Below are 21,865 nucleotides of genomic sequence, written 5' to 3'. Positions count from 1 at the left end.
TAAGAAAATGGTAGTTATTTTTTTCGTAAAGAACGAAAAAAATCACCTAAGCTTTTTTGCTTCCCATCTGCATGCTCTCCGTGATTAACCAAGCTGCTGATTCTTTCTCGTCGAACAACAACCATAATAAGAGTGGCAAAAAAGATAATGGAAACGGCAATGACAACCAGTGCAAGAACGGATGCTACAATAGCTTCAGAAGTCGTTAGTGACGATAGCATCTGCCTCGTACACCTCCATTTCGTTTGTGGCGAAAAGGAGCCTAGCAATTAGAAATGCAAATAATTTTTTTTCTCAGCTTGATGCATGTTATTATACACCATTTTCATTTTAGAAGCTGTAGCTTTTAAAGATGTAGACGAATCCACATCTTCGGCTAACATAATGTTTACTAAGTCAACCACAGAACGAGACAACAACTCTACATTATTTTGCAACTCTAATTCGTCATAAGTTGTACGGTCTTGAAGACGAAGTCGAATAATTTCATTTGCTAGCTCCCTAACACGCACTAATTGTTGATGTTCTCCCATAGTATCTCCGCCGCAAGAAACTTATAATCAGCCCTTTTATTGGCTTTTATAAGAGCTAGAAATCCCTGCAGCTTACCCCTCCTTATAAAGATGCCTAGCACACCTTTATGTAAATCACACTTTCACCTTGTTTACATGTATATTCGCTATAGCTGGTTCTTTTTCCTTTTGAAATTAGCAGCCACCTTCAACGACCTTCTTCGTTTATCGTTCAGATTTCAAATTTTTAAGGATGTGATATACGAAAATTAAAACGCCAATAGCAGTAAGTGTTGCTCCTGCTGCCACTACGGGTGTAAAAGCTTGGTTTTCTAGTACGATCATGAAAAATAAACCAATCATCATGACCGGTAATCCTATATTATGCAACCATACGTGCAGTTTGGCTAATTTACTTTCGCTAAACGCAGGAAACAAATAATAAATAATTCCCGCTAACGTAAGCGACGTCCATCCTAATAAATTGATGTGCACGTGAACTGGTGTCAAAGCGTAGCTGTGAACAATTGACATATAATACCCTAATATGATGCCAATTCCAAAATAAACGGCTGATATTTTAATTAATTTAATTCCCATCATTTTCTCCCCCTTATATCCCCCTCCGACTTCTGTACTACTTTACGCAGGAAACGTCATTTTAGAAGCGGCAGATTCGCCAAAGGACACGAAATACGGAGTGTGATATCTAAAAAGAGGATTCTTTACCGCAAACACAAAAAACAGCTGAGCAAAAGTACTCAGCTGTCTATTTTAAGCAATATAATGCAGCACAAAATTCAAGAAAAACAACAGCGCGCTTACATACATAAACATCGATACTTCACGCATTTTACCAAGGAATAATTTAAGCAGTGGATACGCAATGAACCCAAATGCAATTCCATCAGCAATGCTGTACGTAAGAGGAATAAGCGCAATAATTAAAAATGCAGGGAAACCTTCTGTTAAGTCCTGTAAATTGATGTTTTTGATATTTTGAATCATCAATGCTCCAATAACAATAAGAATAGGTGCAATAGCACTATCTGGAACCAGCTTGATAAATGGAATAAACAGAAGTGAACTTAAAAATAAAACTCCTGTAATCAGCGATGTTAAACCCGTTCGCCCTCCGGCTGCAATACCAGATGCTCCTTCTACAGAAGACACCGTTGGACTTGTTCCAAACACGCCGCTTAGCAAAGCTGAGGCAGCTGTTGCTTGAAAGGCCCGCGGAAATTTGCTATCTTGATTCATCATACCTAGCTGACCATGCAACAAACCGATATTTTCAAAAATCAATACCATTGTTAATGAAAAGACAGCTGCCCAAAACGCAACGTCTCCAATGGCTCCAAAAGACAAGGTGCCAAAGCTGCTAAAGAAGTCATTGACGCTCCCAGCGGACTGTCCTTTTTCTGCACTGCTTCTTACACCAAGCAAGAAGGCAAGGACTGATCCAGCAATCATGCTTAACAAAAAGTTACCTTTCACATTTCGGATAAACAGTACGATTGTGATAATTAACGTCAACAGCGTACTGATTACAAACGGATCTGACAAGTCTCCAAGTGCTACAAAAGTGTTCTCGCTTGGAACTACAAGCTTCCCTTTTTGCAAACCGATAAATGTTAAAAATAAGCCAACACCGACTGTTATCGCTTCTTTTAGCGAATGCGGAATCGAAGAGACAATTTTGGCAGACAGTCGTGAAAAAGCTAATGCTATAAAAAGAAAGCCGGATATCACTACTGCTAATAACCCTTCTTGCCAAGATAACCCCATTGATTGAACCATCGTATACGTAAACAACGCATTAATTCCCATACCTGGCACCAGAATAAGAGGCGCATTTGCCCAAAAAGCCATAATAACACAGCCTACAAAAGCCGAAGCTACTGTTGCGAATATTCCTGCTTCAAGCGGAATACCGGCATCAGACAAAATGGTGGAGTTAACAGCAATAATATACACGATGGAAAGAAATGAAATGACCCCAGCTAAGCTTTCTTTTCCAACAGTTGTTTGGTGGTCGTTTAAACGAAACAACTTTTCAAATAATGCGTTCAATCTAATTTCCTTCTTTTCATCTATCCCTCGCCCACCCAGTGACCAAAAATGCCACCGAAGTTATTATAGCAAAATCAACAATTGTTGCAAGGAAAACTTGTCTCCTTTAGCTTAAGCGTTCATTCCTTATTTAAAACTGTTATCATTTTCTAAACGTAACGTCTTGCATTCATTCTATATATACCTTGGATTGGACATAATAAAAGAGCGCTTTATCAGCGCTCACTGTTTTAATAATAATAAGGATAATATGGTGGGTACGGCGGATAATATGGGGCTGGATAACCGTAATAACCTGGACCTCCTAGTGCACTTCCAAGAACTAATCCTCCAAGAAATGGAGCTCCAAAGCCCCAACCCCAAGGGCGACCAAAGCCAAAGCCGAACCCCGGACGGCCAAAGCCAAAACCAGGACGACCGAAACCAAAACCTGGGCGACCGAAACCGAATCCTGGACGACCAAAGCCTCCAAATCCTCCAAAACCACCGAATGGTCTTCTTATGTCATTAATATCAAATTCTTGCATGATACATGCCTCCTCAAATTATATTTCATTCTCTTTATTACATATGTTATTCACCTACTTCTTGCATAGGCAATCGCCTCTTTTTTTGTTATTTCTTAAAAAATATTCCTTTTCTACCACCTCATTAGGATTAAACAAGCGTACAAACATATATTTTTTAAGGATTTGAAACATACTACATGTAGCTTATGTAAAATAAGAGAGATGAAACGAGGAATGCACCTTTATAATTTTCAGCAGCTGCTGCAATGAGAAATAAACATAATATGAAAGCATAAAAAGAACGCTCAACAAAAATGTTGACCGTTCTTCTTATGAAAATACATAGCGATTTTTTATTAATTTATCTGACCCTTTGCTTGACCGTATATGCCCTAAAGCTATATAATCCCCTTTTTATACAATGCGCTTTGAACATAAAATCATAGGAGCGTCTCCCCAAACGCTGCTATGTATGTATATCTGTAATCGCTTACAAACCTTTAATAAAAAACCGATATGATTTTCTATCTATTTACATTAAACAATATTTTAGGCTAAATTTCAACACATTTTTTGTTTTTCTTTGTACTCAGCAAAAAAACAGGTGATATAGCACAGTGATTTTCCTTTTTTCCTCTCCCTTTTACTTATAGCCATAATCGTTTATAGTTTATAACGAAAGGAAGTGACGCAATGTCTGATCAACTAGAAGAATACTTAGAACGAGGAATGTACGGAGCAAAGGAAACAAAAAGAGACGAAAGAAGATATTTCTTAACTGCTCTACGTGAGAATATTGAAATTGCGCTAAAAAAGGGGCAAGTCATGAAAAAGGATGCAGCAAAAATAAAGCCTCTTTTAAAAAAAGTGAAAGACGGTCATTTGTTTTTAAATGGCTCCTTGTCTTATTCATACCTCTCCCCCTATATTCAAGCGGCTAACCAACATAAAGTGCCTTTTACAATCGTTCAGAACTTAGAAGCTGATACCGATATTGGTCTAGTTTTAACGGGTTCTGAAGGCAGTTTGGAACGAGATATCTTTTTAGACTAAAAAAGAGCCCAGCCGGCTCTTTTTTATTTAGCAAATACATGATGATCAATTGTTTTAATTACAGCACGTGAACGAATCCAGTTATCGGTAGCTGTTTTTGGATTATAAAAGTAAATGGAATCATCTAAACGATCTTTTCTAGTCAATGCTTGCTCTACTGCTTTTTTCGAATCTTCTGAAGCAGGTTTGTTAATTGATCCGTTTTGGACCGGTGAAAAAGCGTATGCTTTTCCGACAACTTGTTTAATAACTCCTGTTACCGTATCTGGAAACTTCGGAGAATCTACACGGTTTAACACCACTGTTGCTACCCCTACTTTTCCTTCATACGATTCGCCTTTTGCTTCAGCTTCTACTAAGCGAGCTAATAAATCTTTTTCACTTGCAGAGATCGAAACTGCAGGTGTTTCCTGCTCTGCAGGTTGGACTTCTGGTTTTGGTTCTGGCTTAGCCGTATGAGCCGGTGCTGCCGTTGAAGGTTCCGTTGTTTCAGCAGCCAGCACTTTTGTCTTACTCGGAATAGCTAATGTTTCACCAATATAAATCATATCTCCTTGACGATTGTTTAATTTTTTAATATCGTCAATTGTTACACTATATCTTTTACCTAACTTCCAAAGACTATCGCCTTTGACTACTTTATAATTAGTTGCAGCCGTAGCTGTTGCATTAAAACCTATAAATGAAAGAGTAGCTAAACATGCTACTACCATTGATTTCATATAACTATGTTTCATAGGTAATACCTCCTGAAATTTCGTATGGTATTACTCTATCATAGCTATATAGGGGTTTCACCGAACGATTCAATTACATTTCTTTAAGTTTAATGAACAAAATTACGTTCGGAACACAAATATGACATTGTACCTTATTTTTTGTCATAATCACGGTAATTTTTCTAAAATACAGGTATATTTTCCCGCTTTATTTCAGTTTAATCAGAAATTTCTCCAATTGTATTTCCCTTTTTCTTCTCATAGTAAACATCTAAATTCATCTGCTTTTACATGAAAAGAGCTGAATGTTGTAATCAACATTCAGCTCTTTTTAATCTTCAATCTCAATTTCTACAACGTCATAGAAATCAATCACTAGCTTAGCACCCGTATCATCCATAAACGTAAAGACGTCTTGATCATCTGCTAAATGTATCACGTATCCGGTCAACTGCTGTTCACTGTTGTCGTAAACAGTAGTAATTAGAATTTTTTTATGATCTACATATGCTTCTTCTAATAACGAATGGAGGTCATAGTCCCCGTCATCTTCGGGCCGGTTCGTTAACAGCATCCCATAAGTCGTCATTCCATTTTTATCTTTCCATATATGATCTGCAAAATAAAAAGGTGCTGTACTTTTTCGAAACTCATCCATAATATCCCTCCTATAACTAAACACGTTTATTCGCTCTTACCGTACGCTACTAAATAAACGCACAAGCACTTGTAACAGTATATTCTCTACTGTACAGGCTCATACATCCATTATATAAGGCATAATCAAATAATGCCATCATTTCGTTTAGCTCCTAGGAATTTCTAGATACGTATAGGTGAAATCTCCACCGCGTCCGGCTATTCCACGAAAATGTTTGAAATCAGGGCGATTTACTAAAAAAGGACGAAAAGCAAGAAAGTCTTCTTTTTTAACTTTAATTTCGGTTACTTTTCCTTCACTTAACTCATTCAACATGTTTATTGCTGTTTGTTCATCCATTCAGTTTCACCTCGCTTTTAATTGTTCAGCCAATTTTGCAGAGATGCAAATTGAGCTTCAGCTTCTTTATATCCTTGGTTGTAAAGTGCGTCGAGACGCTCACGATTCTTCTCAATTCGCCCTACTACAAGAGGGGTTTGCGGACGAATCACAAAGATATTCCCCTGTCTTTCCTGTTCTTCAATATATGACAATGTTTCATTATACAATTTATAGCGGTTCTCAAGCGCACGAGTCAACCCATCATAATGACGATATTTGCGTTTCAATAACCAAAGCATATTTGATTTCTTTTTTCGATATCCTTCGTTTCGCGTTAGCACAACAATATTTTTTCGATATCCATCCTGCACTGCTTTTTTGATTGGAATCGGATCACTGATTCCTCCGTCTAACAGCTCTTTTCCTTTATATGTAACGACAGGTGCTAAAAATGGAAGGGAACTAGAAGCGCGAACCGCTGTCAAAATGTCCCGGTCATACTCATCAAAATAAACGGGTTCTCCCGTCACGCAGTCCGTTGCTCCTACTACAAGCTTCTCTGTACGCTCAGCAAATGCCTCAAAGTCAAATGGAAGAAGCTGATTAGGAATTTCATCAAAAACGAAATCCATTCCAAATATCTCTTTTGTTTTAAAATAATTTTTCCACGACAAGTAGCGAGGATCCTCTAAAAAATCTAAATTAGCTTTGCGGCTTCTTCCTATTTGTCTAGATAAATAAGAAGTGGCATGACAAGCGCCGGCTGAAACGCCAATTACATACGGAAGGTACAGATTTCTTTCCATAAAGTAATCTAAAACTCCAGTTGTATAAAGGCCTCTCATACCGCCTCCTTCGAGCACAAGTCCAGTATCTTTCAATTTCTACACCTTCTAATTCTTATAATTTATGACAAGATTATACCTCGTTTATTATAACGAAAGATGAACAAAGATGGAACTGTCCTGCTTCTCTCTTTCGTTAAAGCTACCAATTCCTTTTATTTCTCAGCACATTTTACTTATTTTTTCAATTTTATTTTATATTTTTTCAAAAAACCCTTTACTAATTCCCAGTTTTAAGGCAAAATTGTAAAAAAGAAAACGCTAACTAGTTTTACTATTTTTAAAATTAAAATTATTGCAAAAATTAATAATGAACTAATTTAAAACAAAGGAGCGATGAATCATGAAAATAGCAGAGGTAGGAAACTTGATAGAATTTAAAAATGGCCTACAGGGCATTGTCGAAAAAGTAAATGAAAACTCCGTGATTGTGGATTTGACTTACATGACGAACTACCGCGATTTAGACTTAGAACAGCGAACTGTTGTCAACCACAAAAACTACACCATTATTAATCCAGCTATGTAAAGGAAAAAAGCAGCCGGAAAGCAAAAGCGGTTGCTTTTTTATTGGTTTTGAAAGAATTGATTCTTTTGTTCTTCTGTAATAATCCCCAGTTTATACATGAGGTAAATATACTGTTGCACCTTAACATCCTTTGAACTTTTTTTCACTGTACTCCCTCTTTTCTAAAATGTTTCTTTATACAATAATATATGGCTGAGACAAAAAAAGTTTCCTTAAAGAAACAAAAACAGGCCCCATTTTTTCTTGAAAGGGGCTTATTTTCGTGTGACAATAAGAACAAGTTACTACTATCTTCTTACCGAAAGGAATTACTAGCATGTTTGATACTGTATTGTTTATCGTTGCTCTTATCGTCATTCTTTTTTTCATCGTGCAGTTCGTTTTTAAACGCAAACAAACTTCAAATAAAAAAACATCCGTTGAACCCATGAATTATGCCGAAGAAGATTCTAACTCTTACACAAGCTGGAGTGAATCTGCTTCTAGCCACAATCATGATGGCGATGGAGAGAGCGGTGGAGATGGAGATGCGGATGGTGACGGTAGATAGAAAAAAAGCCCCTTCTTATGAAGAGGCTTTTCTTTATTTTGATAATACTCGCTTGCCGTTGGTAAACGAATAATAGCATTCACCTGTATAAATGTCTTGGCTTTCATGTACATGAACGCCACATTTATCTTCAAGAGCAGCTTTCATCATCGATTTGGCTACGTTATACGCTTTAATTGGACGATACTTTCTCCACTTTCCTACAAGGCAAAATGAACACGACTTCAACGTGTATCCCCCAATTTTTTCAAATAGGCGAAACTCTTGGCGCTTGCCTAATAATAACGATGGGCGGAAAAAGTGAGTAGAACGGATATACAAGCTTGCGATATCTTCTTCTACTTGCCCCTTTACTTTACTGTAAAAGAATGGCGAACGAAGATCAGCACCAATTGCTGTAATCGTTAAAAAGTTTTTGCAGCGATATTTTTCTGCACATTTAGCCGCTTTTAAAGGAAATTCGTAGTCCACTTTAATGAATTTCGCTTTTGTTTTTGCTTTTTTCATTGTCGTGCCTAAACAGCAATATACATCATCAACTGCAAAGCATTCTTCGTGCTTATCAAGCTCTGAAAAATCAATTTCAAGCTGACGTAGCTTTGTGTGTTCGATTGGTAGCTTTTTTCGAACAAACACTGTCACATGGTTATATAAGCTGTTGCTTAATAACATTTTTAAAAGTTCTTGACCAACAAGTCCGCTTGCACCTAATACTAATGCTGATCTCTGTGACATTCTTTCACCTTCTCACCTGTTGTTTTTGCAATGGAAAACAGGTTGCATACACAACCTGTTTGTTCGAATTAACGATTATCAATTGTTTCTGGGTATAAATCATGATTCATTAGGCGATAATTAGCCATTTCTTCATACTTCGTACCGGGACGGCCATAGTTTGTATATGGATCAATTGAAATCCCGCCGCGTGGTGTGAATTTTCCCCATACTTCAATATATCTTGGATTCATCAGTTTAATTAAGTCATTCATAATAATGTTCATACAGTCTTCATGGAAATCTCCATGGTTACGGAAGCTGAACAAATAAAGCTTTAACGACTTGCTTTCCACCATTTTTTCATCTGGAATGTAACTAATATAAATGGTTGCGAAATCCGGCTGACCTGTTTTTGGACATAAGCTCGTAAATTCCGGACAGTTGAATTTCACAAAATAATCACGATTTGGATGTTTGTTATCAAATGCTTCTAGAATCTCTGGTGAATATTCAAACAAATAGTTTGTTCCTTGATTTCCAAGGAGTGATACACCTTCTAATTCTTCATCTTTTCGACCGCTCATTTGCATTTCCTCTCTTTCTACGATTGTCATTCTAACAGCGTTTTTTTATTTTGTATATATCTGTTTTTATTTTTCTTTGTAAATTTTTTGCTATGCGCTTACACGCCTCGTTTATTTCCCCAAACAAGGGCGTGAACCTGCGGCAGAACTCTTACATCGTTCATGTTTTTAGCTGCCACTGCCTTATCGATTAACCACTCATATTTTTTAAGCAATTCTTGTGTTAACGACGCATTATCGATTGTCGTTAAGTCCTCGTTTCCTACTTGAACAAAAAATGGAACCTTAGGATAACGTTCATGAACAGACGCTGCATACTCAAAGTCCTCATCATTAAATACAACGACTTTTATGCTTATATGCGCCATGCGTTTTTCCTTTATTAATGTCTCTATAATATCGTCTAATACGGAGAAATCTGTTTTCATCAATGAACTTGGAGGCTTAGGAGAAATCGTTAAATCGTCGATCTTTAGGAACCAATCCTGATAACGGCTTCCCTGTGTTTCAAGAGCTACTTTTACCCCATGACTGTGCAAAAGCTCTACAAGTGAACCAATCGCCTTGATAAGCGCAGGGTTTCCTCCAGAAATGGTGACGTGATCAAAGCACTCTCCTCCAATTTCTTTTAGCTCCGTCCAAATTTGTTCTGCTGTTAGCTGACGAATATCGTTTTTAGCTGATCCATCCCATGTAAAAGCTGAATCACACCAGCTGCAGGAATAATCACAGCCTGCGGTACGAACAAACATCGTCTTACGCCCTACAACCATCCCTTCTCCTTGAATCGTTGGTCCGAATATTTCAAGTACTGGAATTGTATTAGCCACGTTTTTTCACCTTCTTTGGGCGGTAAACTACGTAACTTGTCGGCGTTTCCCGCACGAATACTTGTACGCAAGAAGGCTTATTTGGTAGTGTGTCTAGATATTCTTGAACCAACTCATAAATTTTACGAGCAACAACTTCAGTTGTAGGAAAATCATTTGGATTTTCTTCGTTAAAGATAGAATGATCGTTCAATAATGTATGATCAAATTGACCAGAAACAATTTTTTTCAATAGCGCAAAGTTTACTAAAAAGCCCGCTTCGTCTAATGTATCTCCGGCAACAGTTAGATTTACAAAGTACGTATGTCCATGAACTTGACGGCATTTTCCTGCTTCTGTGTGAGGAACAAAATGTGCCGCAGCAAACTGCATATCTTTGTTCAGTTCATATTCATAGTCATGGAATACTTGAGGATACATTTGTTGCAGCATTATTTCTCTCCTCCTTCTTTTGTTTGCAGATATTGATCTAACCCACGCTTTCGTAATTGACATGCGGGACATTCACCGCATCCGTCAGCAACAATACCGTTGTAGCACGTTAATGTTTTTTTACGCACATATTCAAGCGCTCCTAGCTCATCCGCTAACGCCCACGTTTCTGCTTTATCAATCCACATAAGCGGCGTGTGAATCACAAACTCGAAGTCCATTGATAAATTAAGCGTGACGTTTAACGATTTCACAAATACATCTCGACAGTCTGGATATCCCGAAAAATCAGTTTCACAAACGCCTGTTACGATATGACGGCCTCCGCTGTTTTTAGCCAGTACGGCTGCAAATGATAAAAATAACAGATTGCGGCCATCCACAAACGTTGTAGGCAACTCTCCTTCTTTTTGCTCGATCTCAATATCATCTCGCGTTAAGGCATTTGGTGCTAATTGATTTAAAAGTGACATATCTAGGACGGTATGCTTCACACCTAAATCAGCTGCGATAGCTTTTGCTACCTCTATCTCTTGACTATGACGCTGACCGTATTGGAAAGTAACCGTTTCTACTTCTTTAAAGTTTTTCAAAGCCCAAAATAGACATGTTGTACTATCTTGACCTCCGCTAAATACAACAATCGCTTTTTCATTTTTCATCATTATTGTTCGTCTCCTTTTTGATTGAAATCAAAAGAAGAAGAAACTTTATTGAACCGTTCGTTCCCTTTGTGACTAATTTTATAACACAAAAAAGAGACTGCTCTTTTCCAGCAATCTCCCTAAAAAGCAACTAAGATACACGTCCTTACCAAACACGTCAAAAAGACGTGTTAATAGAAAAGCACGTGAAAGAAGACACGCTAAAACCGTGTCTTTTGTCATCAACGATGATCTTAGTTTTTTATAGAGGGAGTTTTCGAACCTCTCCCGTACATATACAAACGTGTACGGCGTTTCTTCTTGAATTGTCATCGTATACTATACCACATGCGTATAAATAATGCTATGTTTGTTGGCTTCTATCGCCTTTAGCTACCTTATTTTTCTTTATATAAGAAAGCGCAATAAATAACAACGGAAAACAGACGCTTAGTACAAGTAAATAAAACGGCCAGTAATATTTTTCAAAATAATTGAAGTATGCTGTATTTGGAATAATGTAATACGCCACGCCTGTAATGATTAGACCTAAAGGAAAGCTTAAAAAATTGCGCACCCGTAAATTACATAATTGGACGATACTTAACTGAATAGCATAGAACACAATGACAACTTTAAAAAAGATAGATAACATCCAAATAATAGCTACTAATACTTCAACGTGCTGAATCGTTGCACCTAACGAAATCATTTTTCCTAATAAATAAACTGGGTAGCTGTGCATTGATGCAATATTCGCGCCAAGAGCTAATATACAAGCCGCAACTGCAATCGTAATCGTCAAACCCGATGCCACAGTACCAATTACAATCATTCTTTTTACCTTTTTTCCATCTTTTATATGAGGCGTAATCATTAGCACAAAAATCAATTCCATAAACGGATTTCCTAAGAAATACGTGGTCCCTAACACTAAATCATCCATGCGGAATTCAAACAAAGGGTAAAGACGATCCAGTTTCATCTGAGGAATATTTAACGAAATTAACAATAAAAAAGGTACGACGATCCACGGTAAAAAGATTTCCGCGGTTCTCGCTATCACTTCAATACCTAGATACCCTCCGTATATAACAGCTAAAAGAACAAGAGCATGAATCCACGTAGGCAGCGTTTCAGGGACAATTTGCGTCGTCATAAATGTACTGATATCTCGAAGGGAAAACGTAGATTGAATGAACATAAAAAAAATGTAAATAAGAGAAATACACGCTCCGGCGTAAGGACCTAGCGCCTTTTTAGCTATTTCAATGAACGTTTGCTGAGGGTAACGGTGCATCAGCCATAACAACACCGCAACAATTAAAAGGGCTAAGCCAATAGCAAGTACGCTACATACCCAGGCATTTTGTCTATTCGTTTCTAATAACGTAGCTGGAACTGCCAAAATAGCGCTTCCGATACAAAAAAAATAAATGAGAAAAAGAAGTTGTTTCGGAGTAATAAATTCTTTTATCTGCATCATACACCCCTTCTCTCCTACATGCTCACGTGAATAACAGATGATGAACGGTTCTAGTAAGAGGCTTAATTAGTGCCTCTAAAAAGTACAGAGGCGTAGGAACTTCTTTACGGAGTGTAATCGCTCCCCAAAAGAATAGACCCAAACCTATGAGACAAAGGTAGACGACTATTTCACGGTAATACTTTTCCTTTCGGAAGTTGATCATGATTTTTTTAGTCAAATAAGCAAGCAGTACGAGTAAGGCGATAAATCCCTCCATTTTCTTTCTCCTTAATGCTTCATTTGCTTCATGTATGAGTTATTTAACGTGCCTAAGCGACGGATTTGAACTTTTGCATCTAAATCGACGGTTAAATCCTCTGCGTAAATTCTGTTCCAGTCTCTTTTCATTTTGTACCATCTCTTTACATCTTGTCTGTAAAACGCTTCGCCAAAACCGAAGATATCGCTTTTATAGTTTTTTTGAGCTTTTTCTACTGCATCATTCATTTTTTCTTTTACGTCGGCTGCTGTTTTTCTTTCGAGCATATTGATTACAGCTGGGTCCTGTAAATTCACTTGACACTCTACATCAGCCACGTTCGCTTCTCCTTTTAAATCAACGTGAATATGAGGTTTATGATTTTTCATAGAAGCGGTTACCTTCACATTCGTTCGAAGCATTTCTACTCCGATGATATCATGCTGTTTTTCTTTTTTTTCGCATGGAATAACAATTAACGTACTTTTTACATTTCCTGTAATATAGTTATATCCTTTACTTTCGTCTTCATTGAACCAGCCGATAAGCTTATCATTTTGAAAGACACCCAATCCTTTGAAATTGAGCAGAGTGGAAAGATTGGTGCGAGAAATGCTAGACATATCTCCTGCATTTTTCACATTGCCTTTTAACAATACTCCTGATAACACCGCCTGCTTTCCTTCGCTGGTTAAATTACTGATCAGTTCATTTAACTTTACTCCTCTAGTAGGTGCCCAAATACGCTGTGACACGTCTAATGAAGCAAACATATGGTTAGCTGGTATTTTTTCGATTGTTGTTAATACGTTCAGCACGCTCGATGCTTTCGTGTTTTTAGCAATAACAACAAAATAATCGGTACGCACTTCATGATCCCGAGCAAAGAAATCAAGCACTTCAGCAATACCGTCTTCCGCCATACTTTCGCTAATGACGAGCATTCGTAAATGAGAAAGATAAATTTTCCGCGGGGATTTTGTCGTTATTTTTCTTAACCCTTCCATTACAGACGAAGCCTTAATAGAAAATGTCGTAACAGAAGGCCCGTTTGTAGGGGTTTTGGCCTGAATATCACCAGGGTTAATCAGCTGAACTGTAACAATGATGCCATCTTCTGCTTTATCAATTCCGACAGCAACCGTAATGGCTAGTTCATTCAACTCTCGACTGCTCCAGCAGCCGCTTAATAGCAATGAACAGATACATAACATTAGAAATGCTTTCATAGTAAACGGCCACCTTTACACAGTTTAGTTTTTTTGCGTCTTTTGACGTGAAATATTCTTCTCGTTAATAAGCTTTGGCCTTGTTTTCATTTTTTTGATCGAACGTCTAATTAGAACATCCTTTTGATCACGCTTCACAAATGGAGCCATAGGTGTCATATAAGGGACTCCAAATGACCTTAAGCTGCATAAATGTAAAATCATTAAAATTAGACCAAGGATAATACCGAATAGGCCAAAAGTAGCTGCTAAAACCATTAAAATAAAGCGCAGCATCCTTACTGCAATAGCCATATCATACACAGGTGACACAAAGTTACTAATAGCTGTGATGGATACAACGATAACCATTGCAGGTGAAACTAATCCCGCTTGTACGGCGGCTTCTCCTAAAACGAGTGCTCCCACAATCGAAATAGCTGAACCTACTGCTCGAGGCAATCGGACTCCTGCTTCTCGTAAAATTTCAAACGTGATTTCCATAATAAACGCTTCAATAATAGCAGGAAAAGGAACACCTTCCCTTTGAGCTGCAATACTAATTAACAAAGCAAAAGGAAGCATCTCTTGATGAAAAGTAGTTAAAGCAATATAAGCAGAAGGTGTTAAAAGGGCTAAGAAAAATGCCATGTAGCGCATTAAGCGAATCAATGTACTAATATCTGCGCGCTGGTAATAATCTTCGGCCGCTTGAAAAAATTGAATAAATAGGGCAGGAACCATTAATACAAAAGGTGTACCGTCTACTAGAATCGCTATTCGCCCCTCTAAAAGACCTGCTGCCACGGAGTCTGGACGCTCCGTGTTATGCATAGTAGGAAAAGGTGTATAATCTTCATCTTGAATCAACTCTTCGATATATCCGCTCTCCAAAATACCGTCTATATCAATTTTAGAAAGACGCTCCTTTACCTCTTGAATAACCTGTTCATCCGCAATGCCGTCTATATAAACGAGCGCAATATCCGTTTTTGTAAACTCTCCTATTTGCTGAGATTCAATCCAAAGTTTTGGAGATTTTATTCGGCGCCGAATCAATGCGGTATTCGTTCGCAGTGTTTCTGTGAAGCTGTCTCGAGGCCCTCTTACAACGGTCTGAGATTGTGGTTCAGAAACAGCCCTGTCTCTCCACCCTCTTGTACTTGCCACAATACACGTTTGATACCCTTCTAAAAACAGCACGGTATCTCCTGATAACACATGAAGAAGAGCATCATCCAATGTCTTTGCTTCCATGATTTCCCCCGCTGCCAAACTATAGCTTTTAATCAATTCGTACATATTAACGATGCCATCATCATGTGTTAAATGTTCATCGTGATAGTGCATAATGGAGTCCAGCGCATAGTGTTCAACTTCGTCTTTATTTACTAATCCGTCGATGTAAGCAAGGCCTAAAGTGAATTTTTCTTCAATCGAAATTCGAAACTCTCGCACAACTAAGTCCGTGCTCTGTCCCAGTGCTTTTTTCATGCGGGATAAATTATCTCCCACCCTCTCCGATAATTTCTGCTCTTCCTGTGTAGAAGAAGCACTCGTTTTCTTAGAGTCCTTCGATTCATCAGCTTTTTCTTTCCGCTGTTTGGATTTATTCGTTAACTCAGATAGTTTTTTTATACGCATTGCTCATCCTCCACTACATTGAACGAAAAGAAACGGAATTTCTTCTTTTTAGTCTCTATAGTTTTTGTATGAAAAGGAAATTTATACTTGAAGCCATTTTAATAATCTTTATTTTTGACATCATTTGTGCATTTCTATAGGATAGTAATGAATAATTCTTTGTTATTATGAAGAATGTTTATGCGGAACATTGAAAGGAGTCTATACATGGCACAATCACTTAAAGGCAAAGTAGCTCTTATTACAGGAGCAGGAAAAGGCATCGGTCGTTCAACTGCGATTGAATTAGCAAAAGAAGGCGTAAATATCGGTTTAATTGCTCGTACAGAGGCAGATTTAAAGGCTGTTGCTTCTGAACTAGAAGCATTTGATGTACAAGTTGCTTATGCAACAGCAGATGTTTCTTCTATGGAAGAAGTAAACGCAGCAGTTGAGCATCTACATACAAAATTAGGGGCAACGGATATCTTAATCAACAATGCGGGAATCGGTAAATTCGGAAGCTTTTTAGAGCTAGACCCAGCTGAGTGGAAACAAATCATTGAGGTGAATTTAATGGGCGTTTACTACGTAACGCGCGCTGTTCTACCTCAATTAATCGAAAAAAATGGTGGAGACATCATCAATATTTCATCTACTGCTGGTCAAAAAGGCGCTCCCGTTACAAGTGCTTACAGCGCTTCAAAATTTGGCGTGCTCGGCTTAACCGAATCTCTAGCGCTAGAAGTGCGCAAACATAATATTCGTGTAACAGCGCTAACACCAAGTACAGTAGCAACGGAATTAGCATATAAAGAAAACTTAACGGATGGCAATCCTGATAAAGTGATGCAGCCTGAAGACCTAGCTGAAATTATGGTAGCACAATTAAAACTGCATCCGCGTATTTTTATCAAATCTGCGGGCATGTGGTCCACAAATCCATAAAAAACATAGAAAAAGGAGAGCTTCAGCTCTCCTTTTTTGTGTCTTCCTTTATATGATGGTTACCTTATTTACGTTTAGGCGTGATTTCTTCCGATAGCTCTTCAAAAGATTTTACTTTTCCATGCGATGGGTTTTGTGATTGTTTTCGTACGTTCCACTGACGCTCTTTTTGACTTTTAGACTGAGTCATTTTGCTTCATCCCCTTTTTATATGCTTACATGTAGTAGGATAAAACAAGCTGCTCTTTTCCATTCATCAAAACTGCTTCCAATTTCTTTACTGCTTAGCTAAATGTATTTTAAACCATTTATCAATTTCCGCGTTATATTGATCATAATAAGCAGTTAGCGGATGGTCTCCGTTTTTATACAGTACATATTTGTATTCTTTTCCCTGCTCATCTAGTTGTTTCACAAGCTTTTCAGCCTGAGTGTGATGAACTTTACGATCATGATCACCCTGTAAAATCAAAAGAGGTGAATTTACTTTATCGCTCCAATAGACAACAGAACGACTTTTATACCTCTCTGGATACTGCGCCGGATCTCCTACAATTGTCCGCAGCACTTGTTTCATTTCAGGCCCTCTTTGATCATAGAATTGAAACATGTCTGTAATACCTGATTGTACGACAACTGCATCAAATTTAACGCCGTTTTTCATCGTTAAATACGTCATCATACCGCCGCGTGAATATCCTAGCGCTACCTTTTGCTGGTGATTTACATAAGGAAGCTGTTCTCCCCATTTAATAAGGTTTAATACGTCGTCAATATCTTTACCGCCGTACGTCTCTGTTCCTTCACTTCCGCCATTTCCCCTGTATTGAGTCGCAACAACGACGTAGCCTTTACTTGCCCAGTATGACAAATACTGAAGTGTTTTTGCGCGAATCATGCCATGTTCGCGATTTCCTCCGCGATTATATACTAAAAGCGGATAGTGTTTGTCTGCAATGTCTTTAGGCTGTACTAAAAACCCTTTTATCTTTAAATTATCACTAGGATACGTAATGCTATATACATCTACTTTATTTGAATAAGGCGATAATAAATTCAATTTTTCTTTATTTACATCATCACTTTCAGCTCGGTTGAAAACCGCTGTCACACCGAGCACAGCTACAGTGATTAATGCAATGATGCCCCATTTTTTCAACAGAAACCCTCTCCTCGATAAATATCTTTTCTCTTTTATAATGAGTGTTTTTATGTGGCTTTACCCTTCTTAAATGTTTGCTAAAAAGGGCATTCATCCCATCGCCAACACAGCTTATTTATCATAACGCAAAACCAAAATTTCTTCATCTATAAAGAAATAAGAATTCATACAAACACATGAACAAGAAAGACGTATAGTAAATTGTATTATTAAATTATAGATTTGAAAAGTGGAATCATACTTTTTTTGTCGTTTTTTACCTGTCCTTTTTCAAAAAGAAAAAAGCCCAGTTAAGACTGAGCTTTTTTCTTGGCAATACCAATGCCCGTATATGCTAAAATAACCGAAAAGATCGGACATAAAATACTAAAGAATGTAAATGGAACGTAGTCAGCTGCTGGAATATTTAATGCTGTTGAAATAAAAGCGCCGCTGACACCCCACGGAATGATAGCATTAATAACCGTTCCGCCGTCTTCAAGCGTTCGTGATAAGTTTTTTGGGTCTAAGTTCCACTTTTCATACAGCGGCTTAAACGTTTGCCCAGGCAGAAGAATTGATAAATACTGTTCTCCTGTAATAACGTTCACTCCAATTGAAGATAGAAGCGTAGCAAAAATAACGTCTCCGCTGCGGCGGATTTGTTTTGCTAATCCTTCTAATAAAGCATCAATAATTCCAACTGCTCTCATCAATCCCCCTAGCGATAAGGCAATCATGATAAGAGAAATAGAAAACATCATGGACTGTAATCCGCCTTTGTTTACAATCGCATCGACTACTTTATTTCCTGACTCGATTGCCGGCCCGCTTTGAAGAACCCCTAACAATTGACTCAGCGTAAATTCATGCTGTGTAATCATTCCTGTAATAATGGCCGTTACAATCCCTAAAACTAACGTTGGCAATACATCGACTCTTCTCATCGAAAAAATAAGAACTAAGAGTGGAGAAAGCAACGTTAACACGTGTAAATTAAACGTATGCTTTAATGCTTCTTGAATTCCTTGAATTTCTCCGTAATTGACGCTTTCATGATTTCCGTTCATCCCAATGACCAATGCAATGATTGCGGTAATGACAATACTTGGAACCGTCGTCCACGTAATATGCTGAATATGTTTAGGGAGCGGCACTTCAACGATACCAGAGGCAAAATTTGTTGTATCAGACAATGGAGACATCTTATCTCCAAACACAGCTCCTGAAACAATCATTCCCGCTGCTAGACCTGGATGTACACCAATAGCAGTTCCTACGCCAAATAAAGCGACCCCTACCGTACTGACGGTTGTTAATGAACTTCCTGTAAATGTTGAAACTAATACGGTAATAACCAAAGCACTAATTAAAAAGTACTGCGGTGAAATCCAGTGGAAGCCGTAGGATAAAATCGTCGGTATCGTTCCTCCTACCATCCAAATCGCAATGAGCATCCCGATCAGCATTAAAATAAGGATAGGCTTAATGCCAAGTCTAACACCGTCCAAAATTCCTTTCTCCATTTCTGGCCACTTATATTTCAACAAAAAGCCAATCACACTAATAAATGCTACACCAAATATTAGCGGAATATGAGGCGGCAGCTTTAACATAAATAATGAAACAAAAATAATAGCTAATAGCACCAAAACCACCGCTATTGATTGTATAAATGAAATTTCTTTTTTCATGAGGTATTCCCTTTCTATCTTTCTTTTTCACTTAAACGCTTTTATGCTTTTACGCAGTTAAGTGCAAACCTTCTTGAGTATAATTTTTATCCTTCTTGCTGTCAATAACTTATTTTATCCAACGGTAAGCTCTGCACTCATGTTTCCACTTTTCTTCTTATTAATATTAATTCCCTCTCCAAGCAGATCATTGTACAAAATGCCTCTTATGTTTTTACATGTATAGAACGGGTACACATAAAACACATCTTTTTTTAATGTACTACCTCTTGTACATAAGCGAGGAACTTCCCTCAAAATTTTTTTAAGCAAAAGACTTGAAAGTCAAAAAAGGTCAAAGTATAATGAAATTACGAAAGGTCAAGAAAGGTCAAACACCTACTGATCTTCGATTAAAATCATTTAGGGAGGCTAATTAAATGATTTGTCAAAACTGTAATAAACGTGAAGCGTCTATTCAATTAAACGTACAAACAAATAATCAAAAATCTCAATATCGTTTATGTCATACATGTTACCAAGCGCTAATGAAAGAACATAAAATCCCATCAGGTTTTGGAGGTGGCGGCTTTATGAACATCGATGATTTATTCAAGCAAATGTCACAAGAACAAGCTGCACCGGAACAGCCGCAGCAAGGAAATGGCGGCAGCGGATTTTTAGACCAGTTCGGTCGAAACTTAACTCAAATTGCGAAAACGGGATTAATTGACCCTGTTATTGGCCGCGAAGAAGAAGTAGAGCGTGTCATTGAAATTTTAAATAGAAGAAACAAAAACAACCCGGTACTAATTGGAGAACCTGGCGTTGGTAAAACAGCTGTTGTTGAAGGGTTAGCTTTAAAAATCGCAGAAGGAAAAGTTCCTGCCAAGCTGTTAAATAAAGATGTATATCTGTTAGACGTAGCATCTCTCGTAGCTAATACGGGCGTTCGCGGTCAATTTGAAGAGCGCATGAAGCAGTTGATTTCTGAGCTTCAACAGCGAAAAAACGTGATTTTATTTATCGATGAAATTCACCTTCTTGTAGGAGCTGGTTCAGCGGAAGGTTCAATGGACGCAAGCAATATTTTAAAACCAGCTCTTGCACGAGGCGAACTTCAAGTAGTCGGAGCTACAACTTTAAAAGAGTATCGTTCCATTGAAAAAGATGCGGCTCTTGAACGACGCTTCCAGCCGGTTATGGTTCACGAACCGTCTGTAGAAGAAGCCGTTGAAATTCTAAAAGGAATTCAAAGTAAATATGAAGATTATCACGGCGTTAGCTATACAGATGAAGCGATCCGCGCTTGTGTAAATTTATCACACCGCTACATTCAAGATCGCTTCTTGCCTGATAAAGCAATTGACTTGCTAGATGAAGCAGGTTCAAAAATGAACTTACAGGCAGGCATTACAAATAAAGACGACGCGGCCGCTCGCTTAAAAGAAATTACAAAAGAAAAAGAGCAGGCGTTAAAGAATGAAAAATATGAAGTAGCGGCAAAACTGCGCGATGAAGAAGCTGCTCTTGAAAAACAATTGAACGAAGAACAGAAAAAAATGAATGTGGATATTGCTGACATTCAAGCAATTATTGAAAAGAAAACGGGTATCCCTGTTGGTAAACTTCAAGAAAATGAATCAGCAAAAATGAAACATTTAGCAGAGCACTTAGCTCAAAAAGTAATCGGACAGCAGGAAGCTGTAGAAAAAGTAGCAAAAGCGATTCGACGTTCTCGCGCTGGATTAAAAGCGAAGCATCGCCCAATTGGTTCATTCTTATTTGTCGGTCCAACAGGTGTCGGTAAAACAGAGTTAACCAAAACATTAGCTGAAGAACTATTCGGCTCAAAAGATGCTATGGTTCGTCTAGATATGAGTGAATATATGGAAAAACACGCGGTGTCTAAATTAATCGGTTCCCCTCCTGGCTACGTAGGTCACGAAGAGGCAGGACAATTAACAGAGAAAGTACGCCGCAACCCTTATTCCATCATCTTACTAGATGAAATTGAAAAAGCTCATCCAGACGTTCAGCATATGTTTCTGCAAATTCTAGAAGACGGACGTCTAACAGATAGTCAAGGTCGCACAGTAAGCTTTAAAGACACAGTTATCATTATGACAAGTAACGCTGGTGTAGGTGAAAAGAAAATTACGGTTGGGTTTGACGCAGAAAATGACGCTCTTAAACAGGCATCCGTTTTAGATTCACTTTCATCTTATTTCAAACCAGAGTTTTTAAATCGATTTGATACAATCATTGAGTTTAATCACCTTGAAAAAGATAACTTGATTAAAATCGTTGACCTTATGCTTGCTGAATTAAAAGAAACATTACAAGAACAAAACATCACGCTGAGCGTAGCGGATGAGGTAAAAGAAAAACTGGCTGAACTTGGCTATCACCCTGCATTCGGTGCTAGACCGCTCCGCCGAGCAATTCAAGAACAGCTTGAAGATCGAATTACAGATTTACTGTTAGATGACGGAGACGTATCTACAGTGAACGTAACGTTAAATGAAGCAAGCGAAATCACCGTACAAAACTAATAGAAAAAGC

26 protein-coding genes and 1 riboswitch are annotated in these 21,865 nt (G+C 38.0%); of the genes, 5 read left to right on the top strand and 21 right to left on the bottom strand.

The genetic code is table 11. The annotated features are described in order from the left end of the window. Positions 1–14: 14 nt before the first annotated feature. From U9R83_RS06520 to U9R83_RS06500, 5 genes are all read right to left on the bottom strand, one after another. Entirely contained in the window at positions 15–221 is a 207-nt protein-coding gene (locus U9R83_RS06520; protein WP_014461041.1) for a hypothetical protein, read from the bottom strand. 48 nt (positions 222–269) lie between these two features. Next, a complete protein-coding gene (locus U9R83_RS06515) occupies positions 270–533 on the bottom strand; it encodes a hypothetical protein (RefSeq protein WP_014461042.1) in 264 nt (87 codons plus the stop codon). A 204-nt stretch (positions 534–737) separates the two neighbouring features. After that, positions 738–1,112, bottom strand: coding sequence for a cbb3-type cytochrome c oxidase subunit I (locus U9R83_RS06510; protein WP_029325096.1), 375 nt, complete (start codon positions 1,110–1,112; stop codon positions 738–740). 174 nt (positions 1,113–1,286) lie between these two features. Continuing rightward, positions 1,287–2,585 carry an NCS2 family permease gene (locus U9R83_RS06505; protein WP_014461044.1) on the bottom strand — a complete coding sequence of 433 codons (1,299 nt, stop codon included), beginning with the start codon at positions 2,583–2,585 and terminating at the stop codon, positions 1,287–1,289. Positions 2,586–2,815: 230 nt separating this feature from the next. Then, positions 2,816–3,112 (bottom strand): hypothetical protein, encoded by a 297-nt coding sequence (locus U9R83_RS06500; protein WP_029325095.1) that lies wholly within the window; start codon positions 3,110–3,112, stop codon positions 2,816–2,818. Positions 3,113–3,787: 675 nt separating this feature from the next. Between U9R83_RS06500 and U9R83_RS06495 the strand changes: the two genes are divergently transcribed. Next, positions 3,788–4,147 (top strand): YueI family protein, encoded by a 360-nt coding sequence (locus tag U9R83_RS06495; RefSeq protein WP_014461047.1) that lies wholly within the window; start codon positions 3,788–3,790, stop codon positions 4,145–4,147. 23 nt (positions 4,148–4,170) lie between these two features. On the opposite strand, the gene U9R83_RS06490 is transcribed toward U9R83_RS06495, so the two are convergent. From U9R83_RS06490 to U9R83_RS06475, 4 genes are all read right to left on the bottom strand, one after another. Beyond that, positions 4,171–4,884, bottom strand: coding sequence for a cell wall hydrolase (locus U9R83_RS06490; RefSeq protein WP_115653351.1), 714 nt, complete (start codon positions 4,882–4,884; stop codon positions 4,171–4,173). 313 nt (positions 4,885–5,197) lie between these two features. After that, positions 5,198–5,524, bottom strand: a complete 327-nt coding sequence (locus U9R83_RS06485) for a hypothetical protein (protein WP_014461050.1) — start codon at positions 5,522–5,524, stop codon at positions 5,198–5,200. A 147-nt stretch (positions 5,525–5,671) separates the two neighbouring features. Then, positions 5,672–5,866, bottom strand: a complete 195-nt coding sequence (locus tag U9R83_RS06480; protein WP_013055990.1) for a hypothetical protein — start codon at positions 5,864–5,866, stop codon at positions 5,672–5,674. Positions 5,867–5,883: 17 nt separating this feature from the next. Beyond that, a complete protein-coding gene (locus tag U9R83_RS06475) occupies positions 5,884–6,729 on the bottom strand; it encodes a patatin-like phospholipase family protein (protein ID WP_182420751.1) in 846 nt (281 codons plus the stop codon). Between the two features lie 307 nt (positions 6,730–7,036). Between U9R83_RS06475 and U9R83_RS06470 the strand changes: the two genes are divergently transcribed. Continuing rightward, a complete protein-coding gene (locus U9R83_RS06470; protein ID WP_013055988.1) occupies positions 7,037–7,222 on the top strand; it encodes a YkvS family protein in 186 nt (61 codons plus the stop codon). 316 nt (positions 7,223–7,538) lie between these two features. Beyond that, positions 7,539–7,772: a hypothetical protein gene (locus tag U9R83_RS06465; protein WP_014461053.1), complete on the top strand. Its 234-nt coding sequence runs from the start codon at positions 7,539–7,541 to the stop codon at positions 7,770–7,772. A 33-nt stretch (positions 7,773–7,805) separates the two neighbouring features. Here U9R83_RS06465 and U9R83_RS06460 read toward each other — a convergent pair whose 3' ends face one another. The 9 genes from U9R83_RS06460 to U9R83_RS06420 all read right to left on the bottom strand — a co-directional run bounded on the left by U9R83_RS06460 (position 7,806) and on the right by U9R83_RS06420 (position 15,559). Beyond that, entirely contained in the window at positions 7,806–8,507 is a 702-nt protein-coding gene (locus tag U9R83_RS06460) for an NAD(P)H-binding protein (RefSeq protein WP_013055986.1), read from the bottom strand. 68 nt (positions 8,508–8,575) lie between these two features. Next, a complete protein-coding gene (gene queF, locus U9R83_RS06455) occupies positions 8,576–9,073 on the bottom strand; it encodes a preQ(1) synthase (RefSeq protein WP_013055985.1) in 498 nt (165 codons plus the stop codon). 98 nt (positions 9,074–9,171) lie between these two features. Next, positions 9,172–9,903, bottom strand: coding sequence for a 7-carboxy-7-deazaguanine synthase QueE (gene queE / locus U9R83_RS06450; RefSeq protein WP_226555835.1), 732 nt, complete (start codon positions 9,901–9,903; stop codon positions 9,172–9,174). Continuing rightward, positions 9,896–10,336, bottom strand: a complete 441-nt coding sequence (gene queD, locus U9R83_RS06445; protein ID WP_013055983.1) for a 6-carboxytetrahydropterin synthase QueD — start codon at positions 10,334–10,336, stop codon at positions 9,896–9,898. Before queD ends, queE begins: the two co-directional genes overlap by 8 nt. Continuing rightward, positions 10,336–11,001 carry a 7-cyano-7-deazaguanine synthase QueC gene (gene queC, locus U9R83_RS06440; protein WP_209368571.1) on the bottom strand — a complete coding sequence of 222 codons (666 nt, stop codon included), beginning with the start codon at positions 10,999–11,001 and terminating at the stop codon, positions 10,336–10,338. The genes queD and queC overlap by 1 nt, the downstream gene beginning before the upstream one ends. Positions 11,002–11,228: 227 nt before the next feature. Further along, positions 11,229–11,272, bottom strand: a riboswitch (PreQ1 riboswitch). Positions 11,273–11,344: 72 nt separating this feature from the next. Further along, positions 11,345–12,466, bottom strand: coding sequence for a GerAB/ArcD/ProY family transporter (locus U9R83_RS06435; protein ID WP_115653349.1), 1,122 nt, complete (start codon positions 12,464–12,466; stop codon positions 11,345–11,347). Between the two features lie 22 nt (positions 12,467–12,488). Continuing rightward, positions 12,489–12,725 (bottom strand): hypothetical protein, encoded by a 237-nt coding sequence (locus tag U9R83_RS06430; RefSeq protein WP_013055980.1) that lies wholly within the window; start codon positions 12,723–12,725, stop codon positions 12,489–12,491. An 11-nt stretch (positions 12,726–12,736) separates the two neighbouring features. Continuing rightward, complete coding sequence (locus tag U9R83_RS06425) at positions 12,737–13,936, bottom strand: Ger(x)C family spore germination protein (RefSeq protein ID WP_014461060.1); 1,200 nt, start codon at positions 13,934–13,936, stop codon at positions 12,737–12,739. Positions 13,937–13,960: 24 nt separating this feature from the next. After that, positions 13,961–15,559: a spore germination protein gene (locus tag U9R83_RS06420; protein ID WP_328575173.1), complete on the bottom strand. Its 1,599-nt coding sequence runs from the start codon at positions 15,557–15,559 to the stop codon at positions 13,961–13,963. A gap of 207 nt (positions 15,560–15,766) precedes the next feature. Here U9R83_RS06420 and U9R83_RS06415 point away from each other — a divergent pair, with 207 nt between their 5' ends. After that, positions 15,767–16,486, top strand: a complete 720-nt coding sequence (locus U9R83_RS06415) for a 3-ketoacyl-ACP reductase (RefSeq protein ID WP_226555836.1) — start codon at positions 15,767–15,769, stop codon at positions 16,484–16,486. A 64-nt stretch (positions 16,487–16,550) separates the two neighbouring features. On the opposite strand, the gene U9R83_RS06410 is transcribed toward U9R83_RS06415, so the two are convergent. The 3 genes from U9R83_RS06410 to nhaC form a co-directional block, all read right to left on the bottom strand. Further along, positions 16,551–16,676, bottom strand: a complete 126-nt coding sequence (locus U9R83_RS06410) for a DUF6254 family protein (RefSeq protein ID WP_013082238.1) — start codon at positions 16,674–16,676, stop codon at positions 16,551–16,553. Between the two features lie 87 nt (positions 16,677–16,763). Continuing rightward, positions 16,764–17,645, bottom strand: a complete 882-nt coding sequence (locus U9R83_RS06405; RefSeq protein ID WP_014461062.1) for an alpha/beta hydrolase family protein — start codon at positions 17,643–17,645, stop codon at positions 16,764–16,766. Positions 17,646–17,938: 293 nt separating this feature from the next. Next, positions 17,939–19,321: a Na+/H+ antiporter NhaC gene (gene nhaC, locus U9R83_RS06400; RefSeq protein WP_014461063.1), complete on the bottom strand. Its 1,383-nt coding sequence runs from the start codon at positions 19,319–19,321 to the stop codon at positions 17,939–17,941. Positions 19,322–19,740: 419 nt separating this feature from the next. Here nhaC and U9R83_RS06395 point away from each other — a divergent pair, with 419 nt between their 5' ends. Then, positions 19,741–21,855: an ATP-dependent Clp protease ATP-binding subunit gene (locus U9R83_RS06395; RefSeq protein ID WP_014461065.1), complete on the top strand. Its 2,115-nt coding sequence runs from the start codon at positions 19,741–19,743 to the stop codon at positions 21,853–21,855. The last annotated feature ends 10 nt before the right edge of the window (positions 21,856–21,865 follow it).

This window comes from Priestia sp. LL-8 (assembly GCF_036227845.1).
Taxonomy (GTDB): domain Bacteria; phylum Bacillota; class Bacilli; order Bacillales; family Bacillaceae_H; genus Priestia; species Priestia zanthoxyli.
This window is presented reverse-complemented; position numbering and strand designations above follow the sequence as displayed.

Coding starts and splice junctions, on each gene's coding strand:
- U9R83_RS06465 (WP_014461053.1), top strand. CDS start 7,539: ATGTTTGATACTGTATTGTTTATCGTTGCTCTTATCGTCATTCTTTTT.
- queC (WP_209368571.1), bottom strand. CDS start 11,001: ATGATGAAAAATGAAAAAGCGATTGTTGTATTTAGCGGAGGTCAAGAT.
- U9R83_RS06430 (WP_013055980.1), bottom strand. CDS start 12,725: ATGGAGGGATTTATCGCCTTACTCGTACTGCTTGCTTATTTGACTAAA.
- queD (WP_013055983.1), bottom strand. CDS start 10,336: ATGCTGCAACAAATGTATCCTCAAGTATTCCATGACTATGAATATGAA.
- U9R83_RS06425 (WP_014461060.1), bottom strand. CDS start 13,936: ATGAAAGCATTTCTAATGTTATGTATCTGTTCATTGCTATTAAGCGGC.
- U9R83_RS06500 (WP_029325095.1), bottom strand. CDS start 3,112: ATGCAAGAATTTGATATTAATGACATAAGAAGACCATTCGGTGGTTTT.
- U9R83_RS06470 (WP_013055988.1), top strand. CDS start 7,037: ATGAAAATAGCAGAGGTAGGAAACTTGATAGAATTTAAAAATGGCCTA.
- U9R83_RS06485 (WP_014461050.1), bottom strand. CDS start 5,524: ATGGATGAGTTTCGAAAAAGTACAGCACCTTTTTATTTTGCAGATCAT.
- U9R83_RS06510 (WP_029325096.1), bottom strand. CDS start 1,112: ATGGGAATTAAATTAATTAAAATATCAGCCGTTTATTTTGGAATTGGC.
- U9R83_RS06415 (WP_226555836.1), top strand. CDS start 15,767: ATGGCACAATCACTTAAAGGCAAAGTAGCTCTTATTACAGGAGCAGGA.
- U9R83_RS06395 (WP_014461065.1), top strand. CDS start 19,741: ATGATTTGTCAAAACTGTAATAAACGTGAAGCGTCTATTCAATTAAAC.
- nhaC (WP_014461063.1), bottom strand. CDS start 19,321: ATGAAAAAAGAAATTTCATTTATACAATCAATAGCGGTGGTTTTGGTG.
- U9R83_RS06435 (WP_115653349.1), bottom strand. CDS start 12,466: ATGATGCAGATAAAAGAATTTATTACTCCGAAACAACTTCTTTTTCTC.
- U9R83_RS06520 (WP_014461041.1), bottom strand. CDS start 221: ATGCTATCGTCACTAACGACTTCTGAAGCTATTGTAGCATCCGTTCTT.
- U9R83_RS06495 (WP_014461047.1), top strand. CDS start 3,788: ATGTCTGATCAACTAGAAGAATACTTAGAACGAGGAATGTACGGAGCA.
- queF (WP_013055985.1), bottom strand. CDS start 9,073: ATGAGCGGTCGAAAAGATGAAGAATTAGAAGGTGTATCACTCCTTGGA.
- U9R83_RS06410 (WP_013082238.1), bottom strand. CDS start 16,676: ATGACTCAGTCTAAAAGTCAAAAAGAGCGTCAGTGGAACGTACGAAAA.
- U9R83_RS06490 (WP_115653351.1), bottom strand. CDS start 4,884: ATGAAACATAGTTATATGAAATCAATGGTAGTAGCATGTTTAGCTACT.
- U9R83_RS06420 (WP_328575173.1), bottom strand. CDS start 15,559: ATGCGTATAAAAAAACTATCTGAGTTAACGAATAAATCCAAACAGCGG.
- U9R83_RS06515 (WP_014461042.1), bottom strand. CDS start 533: ATGGGAGAACATCAACAATTAGTGCGTGTTAGGGAGCTAGCAAATGAA.
- U9R83_RS06460 (WP_013055986.1), bottom strand. CDS start 8,507: ATGTCACAGAGATCAGCATTAGTATTAGGTGCAAGCGGACTTGTTGGT.
- U9R83_RS06480 (WP_013055990.1), bottom strand. CDS start 5,866: ATGGATGAACAAACAGCAATAAACATGTTGAATGAGTTAAGTGAAGGA.